The sequence below is a fragment of the Enterobacter sp. UCD-UG_FMILLET genome, assembly GCF_000762975.1.
Classification (GTDB): domain Bacteria; phylum Pseudomonadota; class Gammaproteobacteria; order Enterobacterales; family Enterobacteriaceae; genus Enterobacter; species Enterobacter dykesii.
Genome location: NZ_JRJC01000001.1, coordinates 35,844 through 57,667, shown reverse-complemented (window position 1 = coordinate 57,667; position 21,824 = coordinate 35,844). Strand labels below are relative to the sequence as shown.

At 57.2% G+C, this 21,824-nt stretch carries 20 protein-coding genes and 1 other annotated feature; of the genes, 14 read left to right on the top strand and 6 right to left on the bottom strand.

The window, feature by feature from the left end; all coding sequences use genetic code 11:
• Window positions 1-7 precede the first annotated feature (7 nt).
• On the bottom strand, window positions 8-148 hold the full coding sequence (rpmH, locus tag LA04_RS00240; protein WP_000831330.1) for a 50S ribosomal protein L34: 141 nt from the start codon (window positions 146-148) through the stop codon (window positions 8-10).
• Window positions 149-744: 596 nt separating this feature from the next.
• On the opposite strand from rpmH, the gene dnaA reads away from it, so the two are divergent.
• From dnaA to gyrB, 4 genes are read left to right on the top strand one after another with little or no spacing between them, the layout of a single operon-like run.
• Window positions 745-2,139, top strand: a complete 1,395-nt coding sequence (dnaA, locus tag LA04_RS00235; RefSeq protein WP_010426558.1) for a chromosomal replication initiator protein DnaA — start codon at window positions 745-747, stop codon at window positions 2,137-2,139.
• A 4-nt stretch (window positions 2,140-2,143) separates the two neighbouring features.
• Entirely contained in the window at window positions 2,144-3,244 is a 1,101-nt protein-coding gene (gene dnaN, locus LA04_RS00230) for a DNA polymerase III subunit beta (protein WP_047650027.1), read from the top strand.
• A complete protein-coding gene (recF, locus tag LA04_RS00225) occupies window positions 3,244-4,317 on the top strand; it encodes a DNA replication/repair protein RecF (RefSeq protein WP_023309805.1) in 1,074 nt (357 codons plus the stop codon). The genes dnaN and recF overlap by 1 nt, the downstream gene beginning before the upstream one ends.
• A gap of 28 nt (window positions 4,318-4,345) precedes the next feature.
• A complete protein-coding gene (gene gyrB, locus LA04_RS00220) occupies window positions 4,346-6,757 on the top strand; it encodes a DNA topoisomerase (ATP-hydrolyzing) subunit B (protein WP_047650025.1) in 2,412 nt (803 codons plus the stop codon).
• A gap of 34 nt (window positions 6,758-6,791) precedes the next feature.
• On the opposite strand, the gene LA04_RS00215 is transcribed toward gyrB, so the two are convergent.
• Window positions 6,792-7,727: a LysR family transcriptional regulator gene (locus LA04_RS00215; RefSeq protein ID WP_047650023.1), complete on the bottom strand. Its 936-nt coding sequence runs from the start codon at window positions 7,725-7,727 to the stop codon at window positions 6,792-6,794.
• Window positions 7,728-7,837: 110 nt separating this feature from the next.
• On the opposite strand from LA04_RS00215, the gene LA04_RS00210 reads away from it, so the two are divergent.
• From LA04_RS00210 to LA04_RS00200, 3 genes are all read left to right on the top strand, one after another.
• Complete coding sequence (locus tag LA04_RS00210) at window positions 7,838-8,863, top strand: zinc-dependent alcohol dehydrogenase family protein (protein WP_047650021.1); 1,026 nt, start codon at window positions 7,838-7,840, stop codon at window positions 8,861-8,863.
• A gap of 115 nt (window positions 8,864-8,978) precedes the next feature.
• Window positions 8,979-9,791 (top strand): sugar-phosphatase, encoded by an 813-nt coding sequence (gene yidA / locus LA04_RS00205; RefSeq protein ID WP_032662059.1) that lies wholly within the window; start codon window positions 8,979-8,981, stop codon window positions 9,789-9,791.
• 50 nt (window positions 9,792-9,841) lie between these two features.
• Window positions 9,842-11,071: a DUF3748 domain-containing protein gene (locus tag LA04_RS00200; RefSeq protein WP_047650020.1), complete on the top strand. Its 1,230-nt coding sequence runs from the start codon at window positions 9,842-9,844 to the stop codon at window positions 11,069-11,071.
• On the opposite strand, the gene LA04_RS00195 is transcribed toward LA04_RS00200, so the two are convergent.
• A complete protein-coding gene (locus LA04_RS00195) occupies window positions 11,068-11,400 on the bottom strand; it encodes a YceK/YidQ family lipoprotein (protein ID WP_047650018.1) in 333 nt (110 codons plus the stop codon). The genes LA04_RS00200 and LA04_RS00195 overlap by 4 nt on opposite strands.
• 248 nt (window positions 11,401-11,648) lie before the next feature.
• Window positions 11,649-11,720, top strand: a sequence feature (ROSE (Repression Of Heat Shock gene Expression) occurs in the 5'-region of heat shock genes and acts as an RNA thermometer to modulate expression.).
• Between LA04_RS00195 and ibpA the strand changes: the two genes are divergently transcribed.
• The 3 genes from ibpA (at window position 11,714) to LA04_RS00180 (ending at window position 14,516) form a co-directional block, all read left to right on the top strand.
• A complete protein-coding gene (gene ibpA / locus LA04_RS00190; RefSeq protein WP_008500162.1) occupies window positions 11,714-12,124 on the top strand; it encodes a small heat shock chaperone IbpA in 411 nt (136 codons plus the stop codon). (Overlaps the previous feature by 7 nt.)
• A gap of 136 nt (window positions 12,125-12,260) precedes the next feature.
• Entirely contained in the window at window positions 12,261-12,689 is a 429-nt protein-coding gene (ibpB, locus tag LA04_RS00185) for a small heat shock chaperone IbpB (RefSeq protein ID WP_047650016.1), read from the top strand.
• Window positions 12,690-12,854: 165 nt separating this feature from the next.
• Window positions 12,855-14,516: a putative transporter gene (locus LA04_RS00180; RefSeq protein WP_047650015.1), complete on the top strand. Its 1,662-nt coding sequence runs from the start codon at window positions 12,855-12,857 to the stop codon at window positions 14,514-14,516.
• Here LA04_RS00180 and LA04_RS00175 read toward each other — a convergent pair.
• Window positions 14,484-15,230: a GntR family transcriptional regulator gene (locus LA04_RS00175; RefSeq protein WP_024907387.1), complete on the bottom strand. Its 747-nt coding sequence runs from the start codon at window positions 15,228-15,230 to the stop codon at window positions 14,484-14,486. The genes LA04_RS00180 and LA04_RS00175 overlap by 33 nt on opposite strands.
• 221 nt (window positions 15,231-15,451) lie before the next feature.
• On the opposite strand from LA04_RS00175, the gene LA04_RS00170 reads away from it, so the two are divergent.
• From LA04_RS00170 to LA04_RS00155, 4 genes are all read left to right on the top strand, one after another.
• Window positions 15,452-17,074 carry an alpha-glucoside-specific PTS transporter subunit IIBC gene (locus tag LA04_RS00170; RefSeq protein WP_047650014.1) on the top strand — a complete coding sequence of 541 codons (1,623 nt, stop codon included), beginning with the start codon at window positions 15,452-15,454 and terminating at the stop codon, window positions 17,072-17,074.
• On the top strand, window positions 17,071-18,393 hold the full coding sequence (locus LA04_RS00165; protein ID WP_047650013.1) for a 6-phospho-alpha-glucosidase: 1,323 nt from the start codon (window positions 17,071-17,073) through the stop codon (window positions 18,391-18,393). The genes LA04_RS00170 and LA04_RS00165 overlap by 4 nt, the downstream gene beginning before the upstream one ends.
• A 92-nt stretch (window positions 18,394-18,485) precedes the next feature.
• Window positions 18,486-18,833, top strand: coding sequence for a YidH family protein (locus tag LA04_RS00160; RefSeq protein WP_023309821.1), 348 nt, complete (start codon window positions 18,486-18,488; stop codon window positions 18,831-18,833).
• Window positions 18,823-19,170 (top strand): DUF202 domain-containing protein, encoded by a 348-nt coding sequence (locus tag LA04_RS00155; RefSeq protein WP_047650012.1) that lies wholly within the window; start codon window positions 18,823-18,825, stop codon window positions 19,168-19,170. The genes LA04_RS00160 and LA04_RS00155 overlap by 11 nt, the downstream gene beginning before the upstream one ends.
• Here LA04_RS00155 and dsdA read toward each other — a convergent pair.
• Window positions 19,154-20,443 carry a D-serine ammonia-lyase gene (dsdA, locus tag LA04_RS00150; protein ID WP_047650010.1) on the bottom strand — a complete coding sequence of 430 codons (1,290 nt, stop codon included), beginning with the start codon at window positions 20,441-20,443 and terminating at the stop codon, window positions 19,154-19,156. The two genes, LA04_RS00155 and dsdA, sit on opposite strands and share 17 nt — an antisense overlap.
• Window positions 20,444-20,460: 17 nt before the next feature.
• A complete protein-coding gene (gene dsdX, locus LA04_RS00145; RefSeq protein WP_047650009.1) occupies window positions 20,461-21,798 on the bottom strand; it encodes a D-serine transporter DsdX in 1,338 nt (445 codons plus the stop codon).
• Window positions 21,799-21,824 lie beyond the last annotated feature (26 nt).

Below are 21,824 nucleotides of genomic sequence, written 5' to 3'. Positions count from 1 at the left end.
AGCTTTATTACTTGGAAACGGTCAGACGAGCGCGGCCTTTAGCACGACGACGTGCCAGAACCTGACGACCATTTTTAGTAGCCATACGAGCACGGAAGCCGTGAGAACGGTTGCGCTTCAGTACAGACGGTTGAAAAGTGCGTTTCATGGCGATTTCTACCTAAACTTGAATAAATTCACTGACTTTTGCGTATACCCGAACGAGTTTCGAACGACTAACGCCTCAGCGTGGGTGATTAAAGAGGCCGGATTGTAATAATTGTACACTCCGGAGTCAATTCTCTTTCCTTATTTCCCGCGTATTTCCGCACGTTTTCGCGTGGAAAATGAGCAACGGACGACGCAGGAAGATGAGCATCACGCGCCGGGTCGAGGATTATACGGCCTCGCCAACAAAGCGCAAGGATCGTCCCGGATCTTCGTTAGATCATTTAAGCAATAAATTGTCTGTGCTCATTAATTTTTCCAATATGCGGACTAAATCGTGGGGCACTGGCGCCAGGATCGTTTACACTTATCCGGTTCCGGATCTTCCTGTGGATAAATCGGGAAGAATCTGTGAGAAACAGAAGATCTCTGGCTCAGTTTAGGCTATGATCCGCGGTCCCGATCGGGATCCAGCGATCCTGGCCGGGTATAACCGCAGATAGCGGTTCGCACATCACCCTCATTGGGTCATGTCGATGTGCGCCAACAATCATGAATATTCAATAGTTTTCTTTTATTGTTCGAGTGGAGTCCGCCGTGTCACTTTCGCTTTGGCAGCAGTGTCTTGCCCGATTGCAGGATGAGTTACCAGCCACAGAATTCAGTATGTGGATCCGCCCGTTGCAGGCGGAACTGAGCGATAACACGCTGGCTTTGTATGCGCCAAACCGTTTTGTGCTCGATTGGGTAAGGGACAAGTACCTTAATAACATCAATGGACTGCTGAACGATTTCTGCGGGTCAGATGCCCCGCAGCTGCGCTTTGAAGTGGGCACAAAGCCGGTCACCCAAACCGTTCGTGAAACCGTGAACGTAGCAGCGCCCGCTCAGGCCGCTCCTGCTCCGGCCCCTCGCGTCGCACCCGCTCGTCAGGGCTGGGATAATGTCCCTGCACCGGCTGAGCCAACCTACCGCTCTAACGTTAACGTGAAACACACGTTCGATAACTTCGTTGAAGGTAAGTCGAACCAGCTGGCGCGCGCGGCGGCTCGTCAGGTTGCTGATAACCCTGGTGGGGCCTACAACCCGCTGTTCCTTTATGGCGGCACGGGTCTGGGTAAAACGCACCTGCTGCATGCGGTGGGTAACGGCATTATGGCGCGCAAGCCCAATGCCAAAGTGGTGTATATGCACTCCGAACGCTTCGTTCAGGACATGGTAAAAGCCCTGCAAAACAATGCGATCGAAGAGTTTAAACGCTACTATCGTTCCGTTGACGCGCTGCTCATCGATGACATCCAGTTCTTTGCGAATAAAGAACGATCGCAGGAAGAGTTTTTCCACACCTTCAATGCTCTGCTGGAAGGCAATCAACAGATCATTTTGACCTCGGATCGTTATCCAAAAGAGATCAACGGCGTTGAAGATCGTCTGAAATCCCGCTTCGGCTGGGGCCTGACCGTGGCGATCGAGCCACCGGAGCTGGAAACCCGCGTCGCGATCCTGATGAAGAAAGCCGATGAAAACGACATTCGCCTGCCGGGCGAAGTGGCGTTCTTCATTGCCAAGCGTCTGCGCTCCAACGTGCGTGAGCTGGAAGGGGCGCTGAACCGCGTTATCGCCAATGCCAACTTCACCGGTCGTGCGATCACCATCGATTTTGTGCGTGAAGCGCTGCGCGATTTGCTGGCATTGCAGGAAAAACTGGTCACTATCGACAATATTCAAAAGACTGTGGCTGAGTACTACAAGATCAAAGTGGCAGATTTACTGTCTAAACGTCGTTCCCGCTCGGTGGCGCGTCCGCGTCAGATGGCGATGGCGCTGGCAAAGGAGTTAACCAACCACAGTCTGCCGGAAATCGGAGATGCGTTTGGTGGCCGTGACCATACGACCGTGCTGCACGCTTGTCGTAAGATTGAGCAGTTACGCGAAGAAAGCCACGACATAAAAGAAGATTTTTCCAATTTAATCAGAACATTATCATCGTGACGCTATGAAATTTACCGTTGAACGTGAACATTTATTAAAACCGCTGCAACAGGTGAGTGGCCCATTAGGTGGCCGCCCAACGCTGCCTATTCTCGGAAACCTGCTGCTTCAGGTCGCGGACGGTACGCTGTCGCTGACCGGTACAGATCTGGAAATGGAAATGATCGCACGCGTTACGCTGACGCAGCCGCACGACGCGGGCGCGACCACGGTTCCGGCACGTAAATTCTTTGATATCTGCCGCGGGCTGCCGGAAGGCGCTGAAATCGCCGTGCAGCTGGAAGGCGACCGTATGCTGGTGCGCTCTGGCCGCAGCCGTTTCTCGCTCTCCACGCTGCCTGCTGCGGACTTCCCGAACCTGGACGACTGGCAAAGTGAAGTGGAATTCACCCTGCCACAGGCGACGATGAAGCGTCTGATTGAAGCCACGCAGTTCTCCATGGCGCATCAGGACGTTCGTTACTACTTAAACGGCATGCTGTTCGAAACCGAAGGTGAAGAGCTGCGTACTGTAGCTACCGACGGCCACCGTCTGGCGGTCTGTTCCATGCCGATTGGCGACGCGCTGCCAAACCATTCGGTGATCGTGCCTCGCAAAGGGGTGATTGAGCTGATGCGTATGCTCGACGGTGGCGACACGCCGCTGCGTGTGCAGATCGGCAGCAATAACATCCGCGCCCATGTGGGCGATTTTGTCTTCACCTCGAAGCTGGTTGACGGTCGTTTCCCGGATTATCGCCGCGTATTGCCGAAGAACCCGGACAAAACGCTGGAAGCGGGATGCGATAGCCTCAAGCAGGCCTTTGCTCGTGCGGCCATTCTCTCCAACGAGAAATTCCGCGGCGTGCGCCTGTTTGTTCATGAAAACCAGATCAAAATCACCGCTAACAACCCGGAGCAGGAAGAGGCAGAAGAAATTCTGGACGTCACCTACGCCGGTGCTGAGATGGAAATCGGCTTTAACGTCAGCTACGTGCTGGATGTGCTGAATGCGCTGAAATGCGAGAACGTGCGCATTTTGCTGACCGACTCCGTTTCAAGCGTACAGATTGAAGATGCCGCATCACAGTCGGCTGCCTATGTTGTCATGCCAATGAGACTGTAATGTCGCTCACCCGTCTGTTGATCCGCGACTTTCGCAATATCGAAAGCGCGGATCTCGCTTTATCCCCTGGCTTTAACTTCCTGGTTGGCGCCAACGGCAGCGGCAAAACCAGCGTGCTTGAGGCCATCTATACGCTCGGCCACGGTCGGGCGTTTCGCAGTTTGCAGATTGGTCGCGTCATTCGCCACGAGCAGGAATCCTTTGTTCTGCACGGGCGTTTGCAGGGGGCGGAGCGGGAAACCGCCATCGGCCTGACCAAAGACAAGCAGGGCGACAGCAAGGTGCGCATCGACGGCACCGACGGCCATAAAGTGGCGGAGCTGGCTCTGCTGATGCCGATGCAGCTGATTACGCCGGAGGGGTTTACTTTACTCAACGGCGGCCCCAAATACAGAAGAGCATTCCTCGACTGGGGATGCTTTCACAACGAAGCCGGTTTCTTTAACGCCTGGAGCAACCTGAAGCGTCTGCTCAAGCAGCGTAACGCTGCACTGCGCCAGGTTACCCGTTACGCCCAGCTGCGTCCGTGGGACATGGAGTTAATCCCTCTCGCGGAACAAATCAGCAACTGGCGTGCCGAATACAGCGCAGGTATCGCCGAAGATATGGCCGACACCTGCAAACAGTTTTTACCCGAATTCTCTCTCACCTTCTCCTTCCAGCGCGGCTGGGAGAAAGAGACGGATTATGCCGAGGTGTTAGAGAGAAGCTTCGAGCGCGACCGCATGTTGACCTACACCGCGCACGGCCCGCACAAGGCGGATTTCCGCATTCGTGCCGACGGTGCACCGGTGGAAGACACGCTGTCGCGCGGGCAGCTCAAGCTCCTGATGTGTGCGCTGCGCCTGGCACAGGGGGAGTTTCTCACCCGCGAGAGCGGAAGACGCTGCCTGTACCTGATAGATGATTTTGCCTCGGAACTTGATGACGCGCGGCGCGGGCTGCTTGCCAGCCGCTTAAAAGCCACGCAGTCGCAGGTTTTCGTCAGCGCCATTAGCGCTGAACACGTTATAGACATGTCGGACGAAAATTCGAAGATGTTTACCGTGGAAAAGGGTAAAATAACGGATTAACCCAAGTTGAAATGAGCGAGAAACGTTGATGTCGAATTCTTATGACTCCTCCAGTATCAAAGTCCTGAAAGGGCTGGATGCGGTGCGTAAGCGCCCGGGTATGTATATCGGCGACACGGATGACGGCACCGGTCTGCACCACATGGTATTCGAGGTGGTAGATAACGCTATCGACGAAGCGCTCGCGGGTCACTGTAAAGACATCGTGGTCACCATCCATGCGGACAACTCCGTCTCCGTCACCGATGATGGTCGTGGCATCCCAACCGGTATTCACCCGGAAGAGGGCGTATCTGCTGCGGAAGTGATCATGACCGTGCTGCACGCAGGCGGTAAGTTTGACGATAACTCCTATAAAGTTTCCGGCGGCCTGCACGGCGTAGGCGTCTCCGTGGTTAACGCCCTGTCGCAGAAGCTGGAGCTGGTTATCCAGCGCGAAGGCAAAATTCACCGTCAGCTCTATACGCACGGCGTGCCGCAGGCACCGCTGGCCGTCACTGGCGATACCGACAAAACCGGTACCATGGTGCGTTTCTGGCCGAGCCTTGAAACTTTCACCAACGTCACCGAATTCGAGTACGACATCCTGGCGAAACGCCTGCGTGAACTGTCGTTCCTGAACTCCGGCGTCTCGATTCGCCTGCGCGACAAGCGTGACGGCAAAGAAGACCACTTCCACTACGAAGGCGGTATCAAGGCGTTCGTTGAGTATCTGAACAAGAACAAAACGCCTATTCACCCGAATATCTTCTATTTCTCCACCGAAAAAGACGGTATCGGCGTGGAAGTGGCGCTGCAGTGGAACGACGGTTTCCAGGAAAACATCTACTGCTTCACCAACAACATTCCGCAGCGTGACGGCGGTACTCACCTTGCAGGCTTCCGTGCGGCGATGACCCGTACCCTGAACGCCTACATGGACAAAGAAGGCTACAGTAAGAAAGCGAAAGTCAGCGCCACCGGTGACGATGCCCGTGAAGGCCTGATTGCCGTTGTCTCCGTGAAGGTGCCGGATCCGAAGTTCTCCTCACAGACCAAAGACAAGCTGGTCTCTTCCGAGGTGAAATCGGCCGTTGAACAGCAGATGAACGAACTGCTGAGCGAATACCTGCTGGAAAACCCGTCCGACGCGAAAATCGTGGTGGGCAAAATTATCGATGCGGCGCGTGCCCGTGAAGCGGCGCGTAAAGCTCGTGAAATGACCCGTCGTAAAGGTGCGCTGGATTTAGCAGGCCTGCCGGGCAAACTGGCTGACTGCCAGGAACGCGACCCGGCGCTGTCCGAACTGTACCTTGTGGAAGGGGACTCCGCGGGCGGTTCTGCGAAGCAGGGCCGTAACCGTAAGAACCAGGCGATTCTGCCGCTGAAGGGTAAAATCCTCAACGTTGAGAAAGCCCGTTTCGACAAGATGCTCTCTTCTCAGGAAGTGGCGACGCTCATCACCGCGCTGGGCTGCGGCATCGGCCGCGATGAGTACAACCCGGACAAACTGCGCTACCACAGCATCATCATCATGACCGATGCGGACGTCGACGGCTCGCACATTCGTACGCTGCTGTTGACCTTCTTCTATCGTCAGATGCCTGAAATCGTTGAACGTGGCCACGTCTACATTGCCCAGCCGCCGCTGTACAAAGTTAAGAAGGGCAAGCAGGAACAGTACATTAAAGATGACGAAGCGATGGATCAGTACCAAATCGCAATCGCCCTTGATGGCGCGACCCTGCATGCGAACTCGCACGCCCCTGCACTGGCCGGTGAGCCGCTGGAGCGTCTGGTGTCCGAGTTCAACGCCACGCAGAAAATGATTACGCGTATGGAACGCCGCTATCCGAAAACGCTGCTGAAGGAGTTGGTTTATCAGCCAACCCTGACCGAAGCCGATCTGAGCGACGAGCAGACCGTGACCCGCTGGGTGAACGCCCTGGTGACCGATCTGAACGAGAAAGAGCAGCACGGCAGCATGTGGAAATGCGATATCCAGCAGAACGCCGATAAGCAGTTCGAGCCTATTATTCGCGTGCGTACCCACGGCGTTGACACCGACTATCCGCTGGAGCACGAGTTTGTGACCGGTCCGGAATACCGTCGTATCTGCACGCTCGGCGAGAAGCTGCGCGGTCTGATCGAAGACGATGCGTTCATCGAGCGTGGCGAACGTCGTCAGCCGGTAGCCAGCTTCGAGCAGGCGCTGGACTGGCTGGTGAAAGAGTCCCGTCGTGGCCTCGCGATCCAGCGCTATAAAGGTCTGGGCGAAATGAACCCGGAGCAGCTGTGGGAAACCACCATGGATCCGGAAAGCCGCCGCATGCTGCGCGTTACCGTTAAGGACGCGATTGCTGCTGACCAGCTGTTCACGACCCTGATGGGCGATGCGGTTGAACCACGTCGTGCCTTCATCGAAGAGAACGCCCTGAAAGCGGCAAATATCGATATTTAATCGACGTGATACCTCACGATAACTGGCCGCGCTTTTAGCGCGGCTTTTTTATGGACGCTGGAAGATCCAGTGACATCGCTGCCGGTAAACGGCTCGCCAGCGTATCTATCGCTATTCTTACCCTCAGCGGCAGATGCGGCGTCTGCTGCCACACGGCATGAACGTTGAAATGCACATCCGGTGCCTGCTTTAAGAGCGGGACGAGTTTACCCTGGTGAATATCTTTGACGACCATCCAGCAGGGCAGCCATGCAATGCCGTGTCCGGCCAGCGTAGCGTCGCAGATCGCCTGCAAATCATCCATATTGAGGGACGATCGGGGTGTAAAGGTGTGCGACGTTCCTTCGTTATCCATCAGCTGCCAGGACAACACTCTGCCTGCGCTCAAATAGTTGATGGCCGTATGCTGGGATAAATCATTAACGCTTTGTGGCTGGCCTTTCTTCAGCAGATACTCCGGCGCGGCGCACAGCACCATGCGGTGTTCTCCCAGCTTTCTGGCGACCAGCATGCTGCTGTCCTGAAGCGTGCCGTTACGCACCGCCATATCAAATCCTTCCTCGACGAGATCCACCACGCGGTCGCTGAATGACATTTCCAGCTCAAGCCCAGGGTGTTCCTGCGCCAGCGCTATCAGCAGCGGGGCGACACACTGGCGGCCAAACAGCACCGGCATGGCAACGCGCAGGCGGCCGCTGACCTGCTGTTTCCCCGTTTCAAGCAGCGATTCCGCACTCCGAATCTCCTCCAGCGCGCGCAGACAGCGTTCATAAAAAAGGGCGCCATTATCGGTCAGACTCTGGCTGCGGGTGGTGCGCTGAAAAAGACGCACCCCCAGGCGTTGTTCAAGGCGAGCGATGCTTTTCCCCACCGCCGAACGTGACAAATGCAGACGAATGGCGGCCTGCGCAAAGCTTCCCGCCTCAACGGCGGCCACGAAAACAGGAATATCCTTCAGCGTATCGGTCATAGATTGTATCTATTTTGGCGTCAATAAAGAGAAAACTTATCGCCACTGGCGACCTTTAGTCAACGGTAGACTGTCAGGACTAAAGCTCATCTGATGGCAGGAGAAATAAAATGACAGAGACAATGCAACGCTGGTCCATGGACGCACTCGGGCGCGAGAACCTCAAGCTGACCCAGGCACCCGTTCCACAGCCTGGCCCGGGTGAAGTGCGCGTTAGGGTGAATGCTGTTGCGCTCAACTATCGCGATAAAATGGTTGTTGAAGGCACAATGCCGATCCCGCTTTCCTTCCCGTTTACCCCGGCGTCAGACATGGCGGGCGTGGTGGACAGCATTGGCGAAGGCGTCACGCGCTTCCATCCTGGTGCCCGCGTCATCTCAACCTTCTTCCCGGAGTGGATCGACGGTAAGCCGCAGGCGGACGCGCGTAATTTGCCCTATAAAACGTCCGGCGGATACTTTCAGGGAATGCTGTCCGAGTATGTGATTGTGACGGAAGACGCGCTGGCGGCCTCCCCGGAGACCCTGGATGACGCAGAGGCCAGCACCTTACCCTGCGCAGGGCTTACCGCCTGGTTTGCGCTGGTGGAGCGCGGCCAGCTGCGCGCCGGGCAATCGGTGCTGGTGCAGGGCACGGGCGGCGTGGCGATATTCGCCCTTCAGATTGCAAAAGCGCACGGCGCGGAGGTGTTTGTCACCTCGGGGAGCGATGAGAAACTGGCGCTGGCCAAAACGCTGGGGGCCAGCCAGGGCATCAACCGCCTGAAGGGCGACTGGGCTGAAAATACGCTGGCGCTCACGCAGGATCGCGGCATCGACCATATTATCGAAACCGTGGGTGGGGAGAACCTGAAGCATTCCCTGCGCGCCGTTGCCGTTCACGGACGTATCTCCGTCATTGGCGTGCTGGCCGGGACGGAGATTACGCTCTCTGCTGGCGAACTGTTGCTGAAATCCCCCGTCATTCAGGGGATTGGCGTGGGGCACCGCCGGGCGCTGGAAGATTTTGTCCGCGCAGTTGACGTCACGGGGCTGAAGCCGGTGATTGAGCATCGCTACCGTTTTAACGAGCTTGAACAGGCGTTTGAACATCTGGATCGCGGCGCGTTCGGTAAAATTGTTCTCACCCGCGAGTAAGCCTTTATTTCCCGGAATAAACGTAAAAGGGGCATTCCTGTTGCGCAATGTAGCTCTATTTTTGTGTGCTTAATCGCGTTAGCATGAGGCAGCACTCATTTATTCCGGGGAACTCATGGCTATCAAACTCATTGCAATCGACATGGACGGCACGCTGCTGCTGCCAGACCACACCATCTCTCCAGCCGTTAAAAACGCGATCGCCGCGGCGCGCGCAAAGGGCGTGAATGTAGTTCTGACCACGGGGCGTCCGTATGCGGGCGTACATAGCTATCTGAAAGAGCTGCACATGAATCAGCCTGGCGACTACTGCATCACCTATAACGGCGCGCTGGTGCAGAAAGCCGCAGATGGCAGTACGGTTGCGCAAACCGCGCTGAGCTACGATGACTACCTGTTCCTGGAAAAACTGTCCCGTGAAGTGGGTTCCCACTTCCACGCCCTCGATCGCAATACGCTCTATACCGCCAACCGCGATATCAGCTACTACACGGTACATGAATCCTACGTTGCGACCATTCCGCTGGTGTTCTGTGAAGCCGAGAAGATGGACCCGGCGACCCAGTTCCTGAAAGTGATGATGATCGACGAGCCGGAGATCCTGGATAAAGCGATTGCGCGCATTCCGGCGGAGGTAAAAGAGAAGTACACCGTGCTGAAAAGTGCGCCGTACTTCCTCGAAATCCTCGATAAACGCGTCAATAAAGGCACCGGTGTTAAATCACTGGCCGATGCGCTGGGCATTAAACAGGAAGAGATCATGGCGCTGGGCGACCAGGAAAATGACATCGCGATGATCGAATTCGCCGGTATGGGCGTGGCGATGGATAACGCCATTCCATCCGTGAAAGAAGTGGCTAACTTCGTGACCAAATCCAACCTCGAAGACGGTGTGGCTTATGCCATTGAGAAGTTTGTGCTGAACTAAAAACCCGCTTGCGATACCCTGATGCGATAACTGCGCATCAGGGTATCCTCATGAAACAAATCACCTTCGCTTCCCGCCACCATCAGCTCACCAACATCAATACCTGGACGCCGGACAGCCAGTGGCTGGTCTACGACGTGCGTCCGTCCGGCGCGTCGTTCACCGGTGAAACCATCGAGCGGGTCAATGTCGCTACGGGTGAGGTAGAGGTGGTTTATCGCGCGACTGACGGCGCGCATGTCGGCGTGGTGACCGTTCATCCTGCAGAAGAGAAATATGTCTTTATCCACGGCCCGAAAAACCCGGATGCAGACTGGCACTACGATTTTCATCATCGCCAGGGAGTGATTGCGCAAAACGGTCAGGTGAGCAACCTGGACGCGATGGATATCACAGCGCCTTACACCGCAGGCGCGCTGCGCGGCGGCAGCCACGTCCATGTCTTCAGCCCGAACGGGCAGCTCGTCAGCTTTACCTATAACGACCATGTCCTGCACGAGCGCGATCCTAAACTCGATTTACGCAACGTCGGCGTGGCTGCGCCTTACGGCCCGGTGAACCCGCAGGGGAACCATCCCCGTGAATATTCGGGAACCTTCTGGAGCGTGCTGGTTAGCCGCACGACGCCTAACCCGCAGCCGGGCAGCGATGAAATCAACCGCGCTTACGAAGAGGGCTGGGTGGGCAACGACAGGCTGGCGTTTATCGGCGACACCCTCTCTGCGCAGGGCGAAAAAGTACCCGAACTGTTTATCGTCGACCTGCCGAAAGACGAGCAGGGCTGGAAGCGTGCAGGCGATGCGCCGCTACAGGGCACGACGGAGACCCTGCCAGCCCCGCCAGCAGGAGTAGAGCAGCGTCGTTTAACCTTTACGCATCAGAGGGCATATCCGGGCCTGGTGAACGTGCCGCGTCACTGGGTTCGCAGCAACCCGCAGGGGACGCAGATTGCGTTTCTGATGCGGGATGATAACGGCATTGTGCAGCTGTGGCTGATCTCTCCTGAGGGCGGGGAACCGCGCCAGTTGACGCGTACCGGGAGCGATATTCAGTCTGCATTTAACTGGCATCCTGCGGGCGGCAGTCTGGGGTTTGTGCTCGAAAATCGGATCGCCTGCTGCGACGCACAGACCGGAGAGGTGACGTTTTTGACGTCCGATCATGGCAACCCACCGTCTGCTGATGCGGTCGTGTTTTCCCCTGACGGGCGCGTTATTGCGTGGATGGAGGAGACAGCCGGTTTCCGTCAGCTTTGGGCAACGGAAACCGCGCAGCGCTAGCGTAGAGGCATGTCAGCGGGTGGGATGACGGCGTTTGTTGCCAGATTCTCCTGCTCGCTTTTTTCTACCCGTGAGCGCACGGAGTTGTCCTTACGAAACACATCCCACGGCAGCAGAAGCGTATCCGCCACGGCCGTAAACGGCATATCCAGGATAACCAGGGATTTGGTGCCCCAGTTTGTATCGTCATCGGAGAGCATCGCCGCGCTGGCGCGCGTCCCCGGATATGTTCCTTCTTTACCGCCGGTGTGAGACATCACGCTCGAACACCCGCAAAGTAAAACTACCCCGCTGAACGTCGTCAGCTTTATCAGAACATTTTTCATCATCACTCAGTCATCGTTAATGGCACTGCATAGACCTGCAACTCAGGGTTATAGCGAGCCTTATCCAAAATGGATAGCCCGATAACCCCGCACTGTGGCAGCCATCGCAATTTAACCCTTTGTGCTGTTGTCCCAGTCTAAGCTAGATGCAGGAAAGTGCAAAAAAAAGTGCAGGTGTCGTTCTTGAAAAGCCCGATTGCAGACCCATTTTAAGAATGTGGCCCGATAACGAACTCGCCTGATGGGTGTTCGGGGGCGCAAAGGCCTGTCCATGGTGGAAGGCTACAATTTCTCGCTGATTTCAGGAGTTTTATTTATGCGTAACTTCGATCTTTCTCCGCTATACCGTTCTGCAATTGGTTTTGACCGCCTGTTTAACCATTTAGAAAATAACCAAAGCCAGAGCAACGGCTACCCTCCATACAATGTTGAGCTGGTTGACGAAAACCACTACCGCATCGCCATTGCCGTCGCCGGTTTTGCAGAAAACGAACTGGAGATCACCGCGCAGGACAACCTGCTGGTGGTGAAAGGTTCCCATACGGCCGAGCAGAAAGAACGTACCTACCTTTATCAGGGCATCGCCGAGCGCAACTTTGAACGCAAGTTCCAGTTAGCCGAGAACATTCACGTTAAAGGCGCGAACCTGGTTAACGGCCTGCTGTTTATCGAACTGGAACGTGTGATTCCGGAAGAGAAAAAACCGCGTCGTATCGAAATTAACTAATTACGCGGGTCGCGTGAGCGGCCCACCCGGACTTGCTTGCCGTAACGGGAGCATATGCGAATCCACCAGGATTTGCAGGAACAACTGCGCACAAAACTACACTGTGCCGAACTCGCTTCTCAGAAGGAGATTTAGTATGCGTAACTATGATTTATCCCCCCTGCTGCGTCAGTGGATTGGTTTTGACAAACTGGCTAACGCCCTGCAAAGCACCACCGAGCAACAGACGTTTCCGCCGTACAATATCGAAAAAAGCGACGATAACCACTATCGCATAACCCTTGCGCTGGCCGGTTTCCGCCAGGACGATCTGGACATCCAGCTTGAAGGCACTCGCCTGACCGTGAAAGGGGCGCCGGAAAAACAAGAGACCCAGACCAAATGGCTGCATCAGGGGCTGGTTAATCAGCCGTTTAGCCTGAGCTTTACCCTGGCAGACCATATGGAAGTGTCCGGCGCAACGTTTACCAACGGGCTGCTGCATATCGACCTGATCCGCAATGTGCCGGAAGCCATCGCGCCGCAGCGTATCGCCATTAGCGAGCGGCCTGCGTTGAATAGCTAATAGTGTGCGGGCTGATGCCCTCACCCCGGCCCTCTCCCGCAGGTAGAGGGTGAAAAGATAAAGCCCTGCTCCGGCAGGGCTTTTTTGTGCGCCATCGCCCATACAACCGACCCCAGCTCTGAGAGAATCCTTATCATAACTAAGGTTATGATAAGGAAGTGGGTCATGAGTGATATCGCGTTAACCGTCAGCGTGTTGGCCCTGGTCGCTGTTGTTGGCCTGTGGATAGGTAATATCAAAATCCGCGGCGTCGGGTTTGGGATAGGCGGGGTACTGTTTGGCGGCATTTTTGTCGGGCACTTCGCCGACAAGCTCGGGCTGGTCCTCAGCGCCGAAATGCTCCACTTTACCCAGGAGTTCGGCCTGATCCTCTTCGTTTATACCATCGGTATTCAGGTGGGACCGGGCTTTTTCGCCTCACTTCGGGTTTCCGGATTACGGCTCAACCTGTTTGCCCTCGGCATTGTGGTGATGGGCGGGCTGGTCACCGCCATTCTGCACAAAATCTTCGATATCCCGCTCCCCGTGGTGCTGGGCATTTTCTCCGGGGCGGTCACCAACACGCCAGCGCTCGGTGCCGGGCAGCAGATCCTTCGCGATTTGGGTATCGAACCCGGCATTGTCGATCAGATGGGGATGAGCTACGCCATGGCCTATCCGTTTGGGATTTGCGGCATTCTGCTCTCCATGTGGCTGGTACGCGTTCTGTTTCGCATTAACGTCGACAAAGAGGCGAAGGACCACGAAACCACGCTCACCAACGGCCATATGCCGATCAAAACCATCAACATTCGGGTCGATAACCCCAACCTGAACAATATGGCGATTCAGGACGTGCCGATCCTGAACAGCGCCAATATCATCTGCTCTCGCCTCAAGCGTGACGATATGCTGATGGTGCCCGCGCCCGGCACCGTCATTCAGCAGGGCGATCTGCTGCACCTGGTCGGCCAGCCCGGAGATTTAAACAACGCGCGGCTGGTGATTGGCCAGGAAGTGGATACCTCGCTCTCAACCCGCGGTACCGACATGCGCGTGGAACGCGTTGTGGTGACTAACGAGCACGTTCTTGGCAAGAAAATACGCGATCTGCAGGTAAAAGAGCGCTATGACGTGGTGATCTCCCGTCTCAACCGTGCGGGTGTTGAACTGGTCGCCAGCCCGGAGGCCAGCCTGCAGTTCGGGGATATCCTCAACCTGGTCGGGCGACCGTCGTCCATTGACGCCGTCGCGGATATGGTGGGTAACGCCCAGCAAAAACTGCAGCAGGTGCAGATGCTGCCGGTGTTTATCGGCATCGGGCTCGGCGTGCTGCTCGGTTCTATTCCTGTGTACGTGCCGGGCTTCCCGGTGGCGCTTAAGCTGGGCCTGGCGGGCGGGCCGCTGATTATGGCGCTGATCCTCGGGCGTATCGGCTGTATCGGTAAGCTCTACTGGTTTATGCCGCCGAGCGCCAACCTGGCGCTGCGCGAGCTGGGTATCGTGCTGTTCCTGGCGGTGGTCGGCCTGAAATCCGGCGGTGATTTTGTCGATACCCTGGTCAGGGGCGAAGGGATGAGTTGGGTCGGCTACGGTATTTTCATCACGGCGATCCCGCTGTTGACGGTAGGCATACTGGCGCGGATGTTCGCCAAAATGAATTACCTGACGCTGTGCGGGATGCTGGCGGGCTCCATGACCGATCCGCCCGCGCTGGCTTTTGCCAACAACCTGCACACTACCAGCGGCGCGGCCGCGCTCTCCTATGCCACCGTCTACCCGCTGGTGATGTTCCTGCGCATCATCACCCCGCAGCTACTGGCGGTGCTGTTCTGGGGGATGAGCTAGCAGATCGTCCGGGTGGATGCGCCGCAAATGGTAGTCCACCTGGTAATCACTGGTATTTCGGAACATCACGGAATAATTGAGGAACTCGCCGCTGTCGCTGTAGGAGAGAGAGGTAATTCGCAGCAGCGGCGTCTGTTCCGGCAGGTTCATATAACCGGCCAGCGTTTTATCTGCCAGCACCGGCGTCAGGCTCTCGTAGTTGCCGCTGATGGTGATCCCGCACTCCTTCTCGATGTAATCAAACTTAGACCCCTCAAGATGCGCCAGCGACAGGTTGCGGAACAGCTTCACCGGCATAAAGCTGTCCTCCAGCATCAGCGGCTTCCCGTCCACGTAGCGTACCCGCCGGGAAAAGTAGATCCGCTCATCCACCTGAATCCGTAGCTGGCTGGCAATGGCGGGCGGGGCGGGCATCACTTCGAACTGCAGCACCTTGCTCTGCACCTCTTTTCCCTGCTGACGCAGCACCTCCACCAGCCCGGTCAGGTTGGTGGTTTCGTGGTGAACGTCTTTGCGTGAGACAAAGGTTCCGCTGCCGTGCCGCCGCTCAACCAGCCCCCAGCTCACCAGCAGATCCAGCGCCTTGCGGATGGTCATTCGCGCCACGCCGAACTCCTGCGCCAGCGCTTTTTCGCCGGGCAGCGGGCTGCCGATGTTGTAGTCCGACGAATTCAGCCGCAGCCGCAATCTGTCAGCAATGGATTTGTAGATCACCAGTAGACCTCTCTGCCCTTATCAGGGCGTGGATTGTGTCCTGACATGTCCATATTTACGCCAAAAAGTATACCTGATTGGTCAAAATAAAACCATGAATGCGATCACGAATCGCAGCGGCACGCCATGTTCGCGCATCAGTAAGTTCTTATGCTCAGCTCAGGCCAGCAAAAAACCATAAAGGCCTCTACCCCTACAGGTTGTTTCATGAGGATTTAAAAATGCTCAGTCAAATACAACGTTTTGGCGGTGCCATGTTTACCCCGGTGTTGCTGTTTCCGTTCGCCGGGATCGTGGTGGGAATCGCCATCATGCTTCGCAACCCGCTGTTTGTCGGCGAAGCCTTAACGGCCCCCGATCATCTTTTCGCGCAGATTGTGCACATCATTGAAGAGGGCGGCTGGGCGGTGTTTCGCAATATGCCGCTGATTTTTGCCGTTGGCTTACCGATTGGCCTGGCGAAGCAGGCGCAGGGCCGCGCCTGTCTGGCGGTGCTGATTAGCTTCCTGACCTGGAACTACTTCATTAACGCGATGGGGATGACCTGGGGCCACTTCTTCGGCGTCGACTTCTCCGCCGAACCGACAGCCGGAAGCGGGCTGGCGATGATTGCCGGTATCAAAACGCTCGATACCAGCATCATCGGTGCCATTGTGATCTCAGGCATCGTCACCGCCATCCACAACCGCTACTTCGACAAGCCGCTGCCGGTGTTTTTGGGGATTTTCCAGGGCAGTTCGTTTGTCGTTATCCTCGCGTTCTTCGTCATGATCCCCTGCGCCTGGCTGACGCTGCTGGGCTGGCCGAAAGTACAGATGGGTATCGAGTCCCTGCAGGCGTTCCTGCGCTCCGCCGGTGCGCTGGGCGTGTGGGTGTATACCTTCCTGGAACGCATTCTGATCCCAACCGGATTGCACCACTTCGTCTACGGTCCGTTCATCTTCGGCCCGGCGGCGGTGGAAGGCGGGATTCAGGTCTACTGGGCGCAGCACCTGCAGGCGTTCAGCCAGAGCACCCTGCCGCTGAAAACCCTCTTCCCGGAAGGCGGATTCGCGCTTCACGGCAACTCAAAAGTGTTTGGCTCGGTCGGGATTGCGCTGGCGATCTGGTATACCGCGTCGCCAGAAAACCGCGTCAAGGTGGCGGGGCTGCTGGTCCCGGCCACGCTCACCGCCTTGCTGGTGGGCATCACTGAACCGCTTGAGTTCACTTTCCTGTTTATCTCGCCGCTGCTGTTTGCCGTGCACGCGGTGCTGGCAGCCACCATGGCAACGGTGATGTATACCTTCGGCGTGGTCGGGAATATGGGCGGCGGCCTGCTGGACCAGTTCCTGCCGCAAAACTGGATCCCAATGTTCCATAACCATGCCTCGACGGTATTCACCCAGATCGGTATCGGCGTCTGCTTCACCGGCATCTACTTCGTGGTCTTCAAAACGCTGATCGAACGCCTGAACCTGAAAACGCCGGGCCGGGAAGAGAGCGAAATCAAACTCTACAGCAAGGCCGACTATAAGGCGGCGCGCGGGCAAACCACCGCCCCGGCGGCGGCCAGCCAGCAGGTTGGGCAGGCAGCCGGATTCCTGCAGGCGCTCGGCGGCGCGGCCAACATCGAAAGCATCAACAACTGCGCCACCCGCCTGCGCATTGCGCTTGTGGATATGGCGAAAACGCAAAGCGATGACGTCTTCAAAGCCCTCGGCGCCCACGGCGTGGTGCGACGCGGCAACGGCATTCAGGTGATTGTCGGCCTGCACGTTCCTCAGGTGCGCGACCAGCTTGAATCGCTGATGAAAACCCCTTTATCGAATGAACAAACCACCCTGACAGAGGCTATATCATGAAAAAATTCTCAGTTGTCATTGCAGGCGGCGGCAGCACCTTTACGCCTGGTATCGTCCTGATGCTGTTAGCCAACCGTGACCGTTTCCCGCTGCGCGCGCTGAAGTTCTATGACAACGACGGCGCGCGTCAGGAGACCATCGCCGAAGCGTGCAAAATCATCCTTAAGGAACAAGCCCCGGAGATTGAGTTCAGCTACACCACCGATCCGAAAGCGGCGTTTACCGATGTTGATTTTGTGATGGCGCATATCCGCGTGGGCAAATACCCGATGCGCGAAAAAGATGAAAAAATCCCGCTGCGCCACGGCGTGCTGGGCCAGGAAACCTGCGGCCCGGGCGGTATCTCCTACGGCATGCGCTCTATCGGCGGCGTGCTGGAGCTGGTGGATTATATGGAGCAGTACTCGCCGAACGCGTGGATGCTGAACTACTCCAACCCGGCGGCGATTGTCGCGGAAGCCACGCGTCGCCTGCGTCCGAACGCCAAAATCCTCAACATTTGCGATATGCCGATCGGCATTGAAGGGCGCATGGCGCAGATTGTCGGCCTGAAGGACCGCAAAGAGATGCGCGTGCGCTACTACGGCCTGAACCACTTCGGCTGGTGGACGTCTATTGAAGATCTGAACGGCAACGACTTGATGCCGAAACTGCGCGAATACGTCGCTAAAAACGGCTATGTTCCGCCTTCGGAAGATGCGCACACCGAAGCGAGCTGGAACGATACCTTTGCCAAAGCAAAAGACGTGCAGGCGCTGGATCCGGATACCATGCCGAACACCTACCTGAAGTATTACCTGTTCCCGGACTACGTGGTGGCGCATTCCAACCCGGAACGCACCCGCGCCAATGAGGTCATGGATCACCGTGAGAAGCACGTGTTCAGTTCCTGCCGGGCGATTATCGAAGCCGGTCACTCCTCCGCCGGCGAGCTGGAAATTGACGAACATGCGTCGTACATCGTCGATCTGGCGACGGCAATTGCCTTTAACACCCAGGAGCGGATGCTGCTGATTGTGCCAAACAACGGGGCCATCCATAACTTTGATGCCGACGCGATGGTGGAGATTCCGTGCCTGGTCGGCCATAACGGGCCGGAGCCGCTCACGGTGGGCGATATTCCACACTTCCAGAAAGGGCTGATGAGCCAGCAGGTGGCGGTGGAAAAACTGGTGGTGGATGCCTGGGAGCAGCGCTCGTACCAGAAACTCTGGCAGGCGATCACCCTGTCGAAAACCGTGCCGAGCGCGTCCGTCGCGAAAGCGATTCTGGATGACCTGATCGAGGCCAATAAGGACTACTGGCCAGAGCTGCACTAATCGTCCTGACCGGCATCGCCCGATGCCGGTCTCCTTGTCCTTGTCGATTTACGCTATGCTGAAGCCTGCCCGAAGCACGACAAGGAACCTTCATGAAAATTTCCCGCCTCGGCGAAGCGCCGGACTACCGCTTCTCTCTGGCCAATGAACGCACGTTTTTAGCGTGGATCCGCACGGCGCTGGGCTTTCTGGCAGCAGGCGTCGGCCTCGATCAGCTCGCACCTGATTTCGCCACGCCGCTGATTCGCGAAGTGCTGGCGCTGCTGCTGTGCCTGTTCGCGGGCGTGCTGGCGATATACGGCTACCTGCGCTGGCTGCGCAATGAGAAGGCGATGCGTCTGAAGCAGGATCTGCCCTATACGCGCGGGCTGCTGATCATCAGCACGATTCTGCTGACGGTGGCGGGCGTGGTAATGGTGCTGGTGTTCTATGGCGGATAGCCGCAAAGCGCGGCGCGAAGCGGACCCCGGCCTGCAGCCGGAGCGGACGTCGCTCGCCTGGCTGCGCACGCTGCTGGGGTATGGCGCGCTGATTGCCCTGGCGATTAAGCACAACTGGCACCGCACAGGGGTGCCATTCTGGATTTCTATTGTTGTGCTGGCGCTGGTGGCCATCATTTTATGGCGCTATACCCGCAGCCGTAACCTGATGGACGTGGCGCAGAATGATTTTGTACAGCCGAAGGCGGTGCGGGATAAATTCCTGATCGCCCTGGCCGTGCTGTTGCTGTCGCTGCTGTTTGCGGTAACCCATCTACAGGTTATTTTTTCCCTATAGCCAGATACTTCGCCATCTCGTCTTCCGGCACCATACCGCCGCCGGTCGCCCACACCAGGTGGGTAACGCTGGCATCTGAAGGCACGCGCACCGGCCCGGCCATGCCCGCCAGCGCGGACGGCTCCAGACGGATCCCTTCCTCCTGCGCCAGCCAGCCGAGCATGTCGTACATCCTCTGATCGGAAAGCGTATAGAACCCGTCGAGCAGGCGCTCCATCGCACGGCCCACGAAGCCCGACGCGCGTCCTACCGCCAGACCGTCCGCCGCCGTCACGTTATCAATGCCCAGATCCTGCACCGCGATTTCATCGTGCAAGCCGGTGTAAACGCCCAGCAGCATGCACGGGGAGTGCGTTGGCTCCGCGAAGAAGCAGTGGACGTTATCGCCAAAGGCCAGCTTCAGGCCAAACGCCACGCCGCCAGGGCCGCCGCCGACGCCGCACGGCAGGTAGACGTGCAGGGGATGATCCGCATCCACTACGCGGCCCTGTTCGGCAAACTGCGCCTTCAGGCGCTCGCCCGCCACCGCATAGCCCAGGAATAAGGTGCGGGAATTTTCATCGTCAATGAAGAAACAGTTCGGATCGCTTTCCGCCGCTTTTCGTCCCTGCTCTACCGCCACGCCGTAATCCTGCTCATATTCCACTACGATGACGCCGTGGCTGCGCAGTTTGGCTTTCTTCCACTCGCGGGCGTCGGCAGACATATGCACCGTCACCTTAAAGCCGATGCGGGCGCTCATAATGCCGATGGACATCCCGAGGTTGCCGGTTGAGCCTACCGCAATGCTGTACTGGCTGAAGAAGTCCTTAAAGCGCGGCTCCAGCAGAATGCTGTAGTCGTCGTCGATGCTCAGCAACCCTGCGTCCAGCGCCAGTTTCTCCGCATGGGTCAGCACCTCATAGATACCGCCGCGCGCTTTAATCGAGCCGGAAATCGGCAGATGGCTGTCTTTTTTCAGCAGCAGCGTGCCGGGAATAGACTTCGCAGATTCTTTCTCCAGCCGCTTTTGCATCGCGGGGATTGCAACCAGTTCGGATTCGATAATCCCGCCCGTTGCCGCCGTTTCCGGGAAGGCTTTCGCCAGATACGGCGCGAAGCGGTTGAGGCGCGCGTGCGCGTCGTCCACGTCGGCTTTGGTCAGCCCGACGTACGGCAACCCTTCTGCAAGCGTCGTGGTGCGCGGGTTAAACCAGGTGGTTTCTTTCAGGGCAATCAGATCCTCAACCAGAGGAAACTGTGCGGTTAAAGTAGTGATAGTTGCGTTTTCCATAGTACGTCTCTTCGCGCTCAGATAATGAAGGAAAGCAGGAATGTGCCGCCAAGTGCAAGCACCGAGGCGATAAACGTCGCCGTCGTATAGTATTTGAAGGTCTCGTTCAGGGTAGCGCCGCAGTATTGCTTCACCAGCCAGAAGAGAGAATCGGTCACGATCGTGCAGCCAATGGCACCGGAACCGATGGCAATGGTGATGATCTCCGGGCTCACGTTCGGGTAGAGCGGCAGCATCGGCGCGACTATCGCCGTGGCGCCCATCATCGCCACCGTCGCGGAGCCGACGGCGGCATGCAGCACCAGCGCCACCAGCCAGGCGAGCAGGATAGGGTGCATGTGCAGGTTCGAGAGAATATGCGCCAGCGAGTCCGCCAGTCCGCTGGTTTTCAGGATGGCGTTAAACGCGCCGCCCGCGCCGATAATCAGCAAAATGTTGGCGATAGAGCCGAAGCCGTGCTCGGTGTGCGTCAGCATCGTGCCCATGCCCATATGCTGGCGGATCCCCAGCAGGTAGTAGGCGACAAACACGGCGATAAACATGGCGGTGATCGGGTTGCCGATAAACTCCAGCAGCGTATACATCGTGCCTTCTTTCGCCATATTCAGCTCGGCAATGGTTTTCACCAGCATCAGGGCAATCGGCAGCAGCACCGTGAACAGCGTGGCGCCCAGCGACGGCAGGGTGTGCTCTTCCCGCACCTTCAGGTCTGAAAATTCCGCCGGAACCGGTTTAAACGGCAGACGATTGCCGAGCAGCTTCAGGAACAGCGGGCCGCCGACCAGCGAGGCCATCAGGCCCACCATCAAACCGTAGACAATGACCGTTCCGACGTCCGCGCCTAATTTATTGGTCACAAACAGCGCGGCCGGATGCGGCGGCACCACGCAGTGCACCGCCATCAGCGCGGTACAGAGCGGAATGGCCAGCTTGAGCAGCGACGTGTTGGTCTTTTTGGCGATGGAAAACGCCAGCGGGATCAGCAGTACCACGCCCACTTCCACAAACAGCGTAATGCCGCAGATAAGGCCCACCAGCACCATAATCACGTCCGCCGACAGCCAGCGGCAGCGCTGCAACGCGATCCCGATGCGCTCTGCCGCGCCGGAGACTTCCATCATCTTGCCGAGAATGGTGCCCAGACCAATCACCGCCGCCAGGAAGCCCAGCGTACCGCCAATTCCGCTCTCAATGGCGTTCACCATATCCAGCGGGCTCATCCCCATCATCGCGCCGACGAAAAAGCTCGCCAGCAGCAGCGCGAGGAACGGGTGAAACTTCAGCTTAACGATGGTTAAAACAATCAACACAATGCTGACCAGCAGCGTTGCCACAACCCAGACCTGAGATCCCATATCTCACCTCACCCTTATGTCATCTG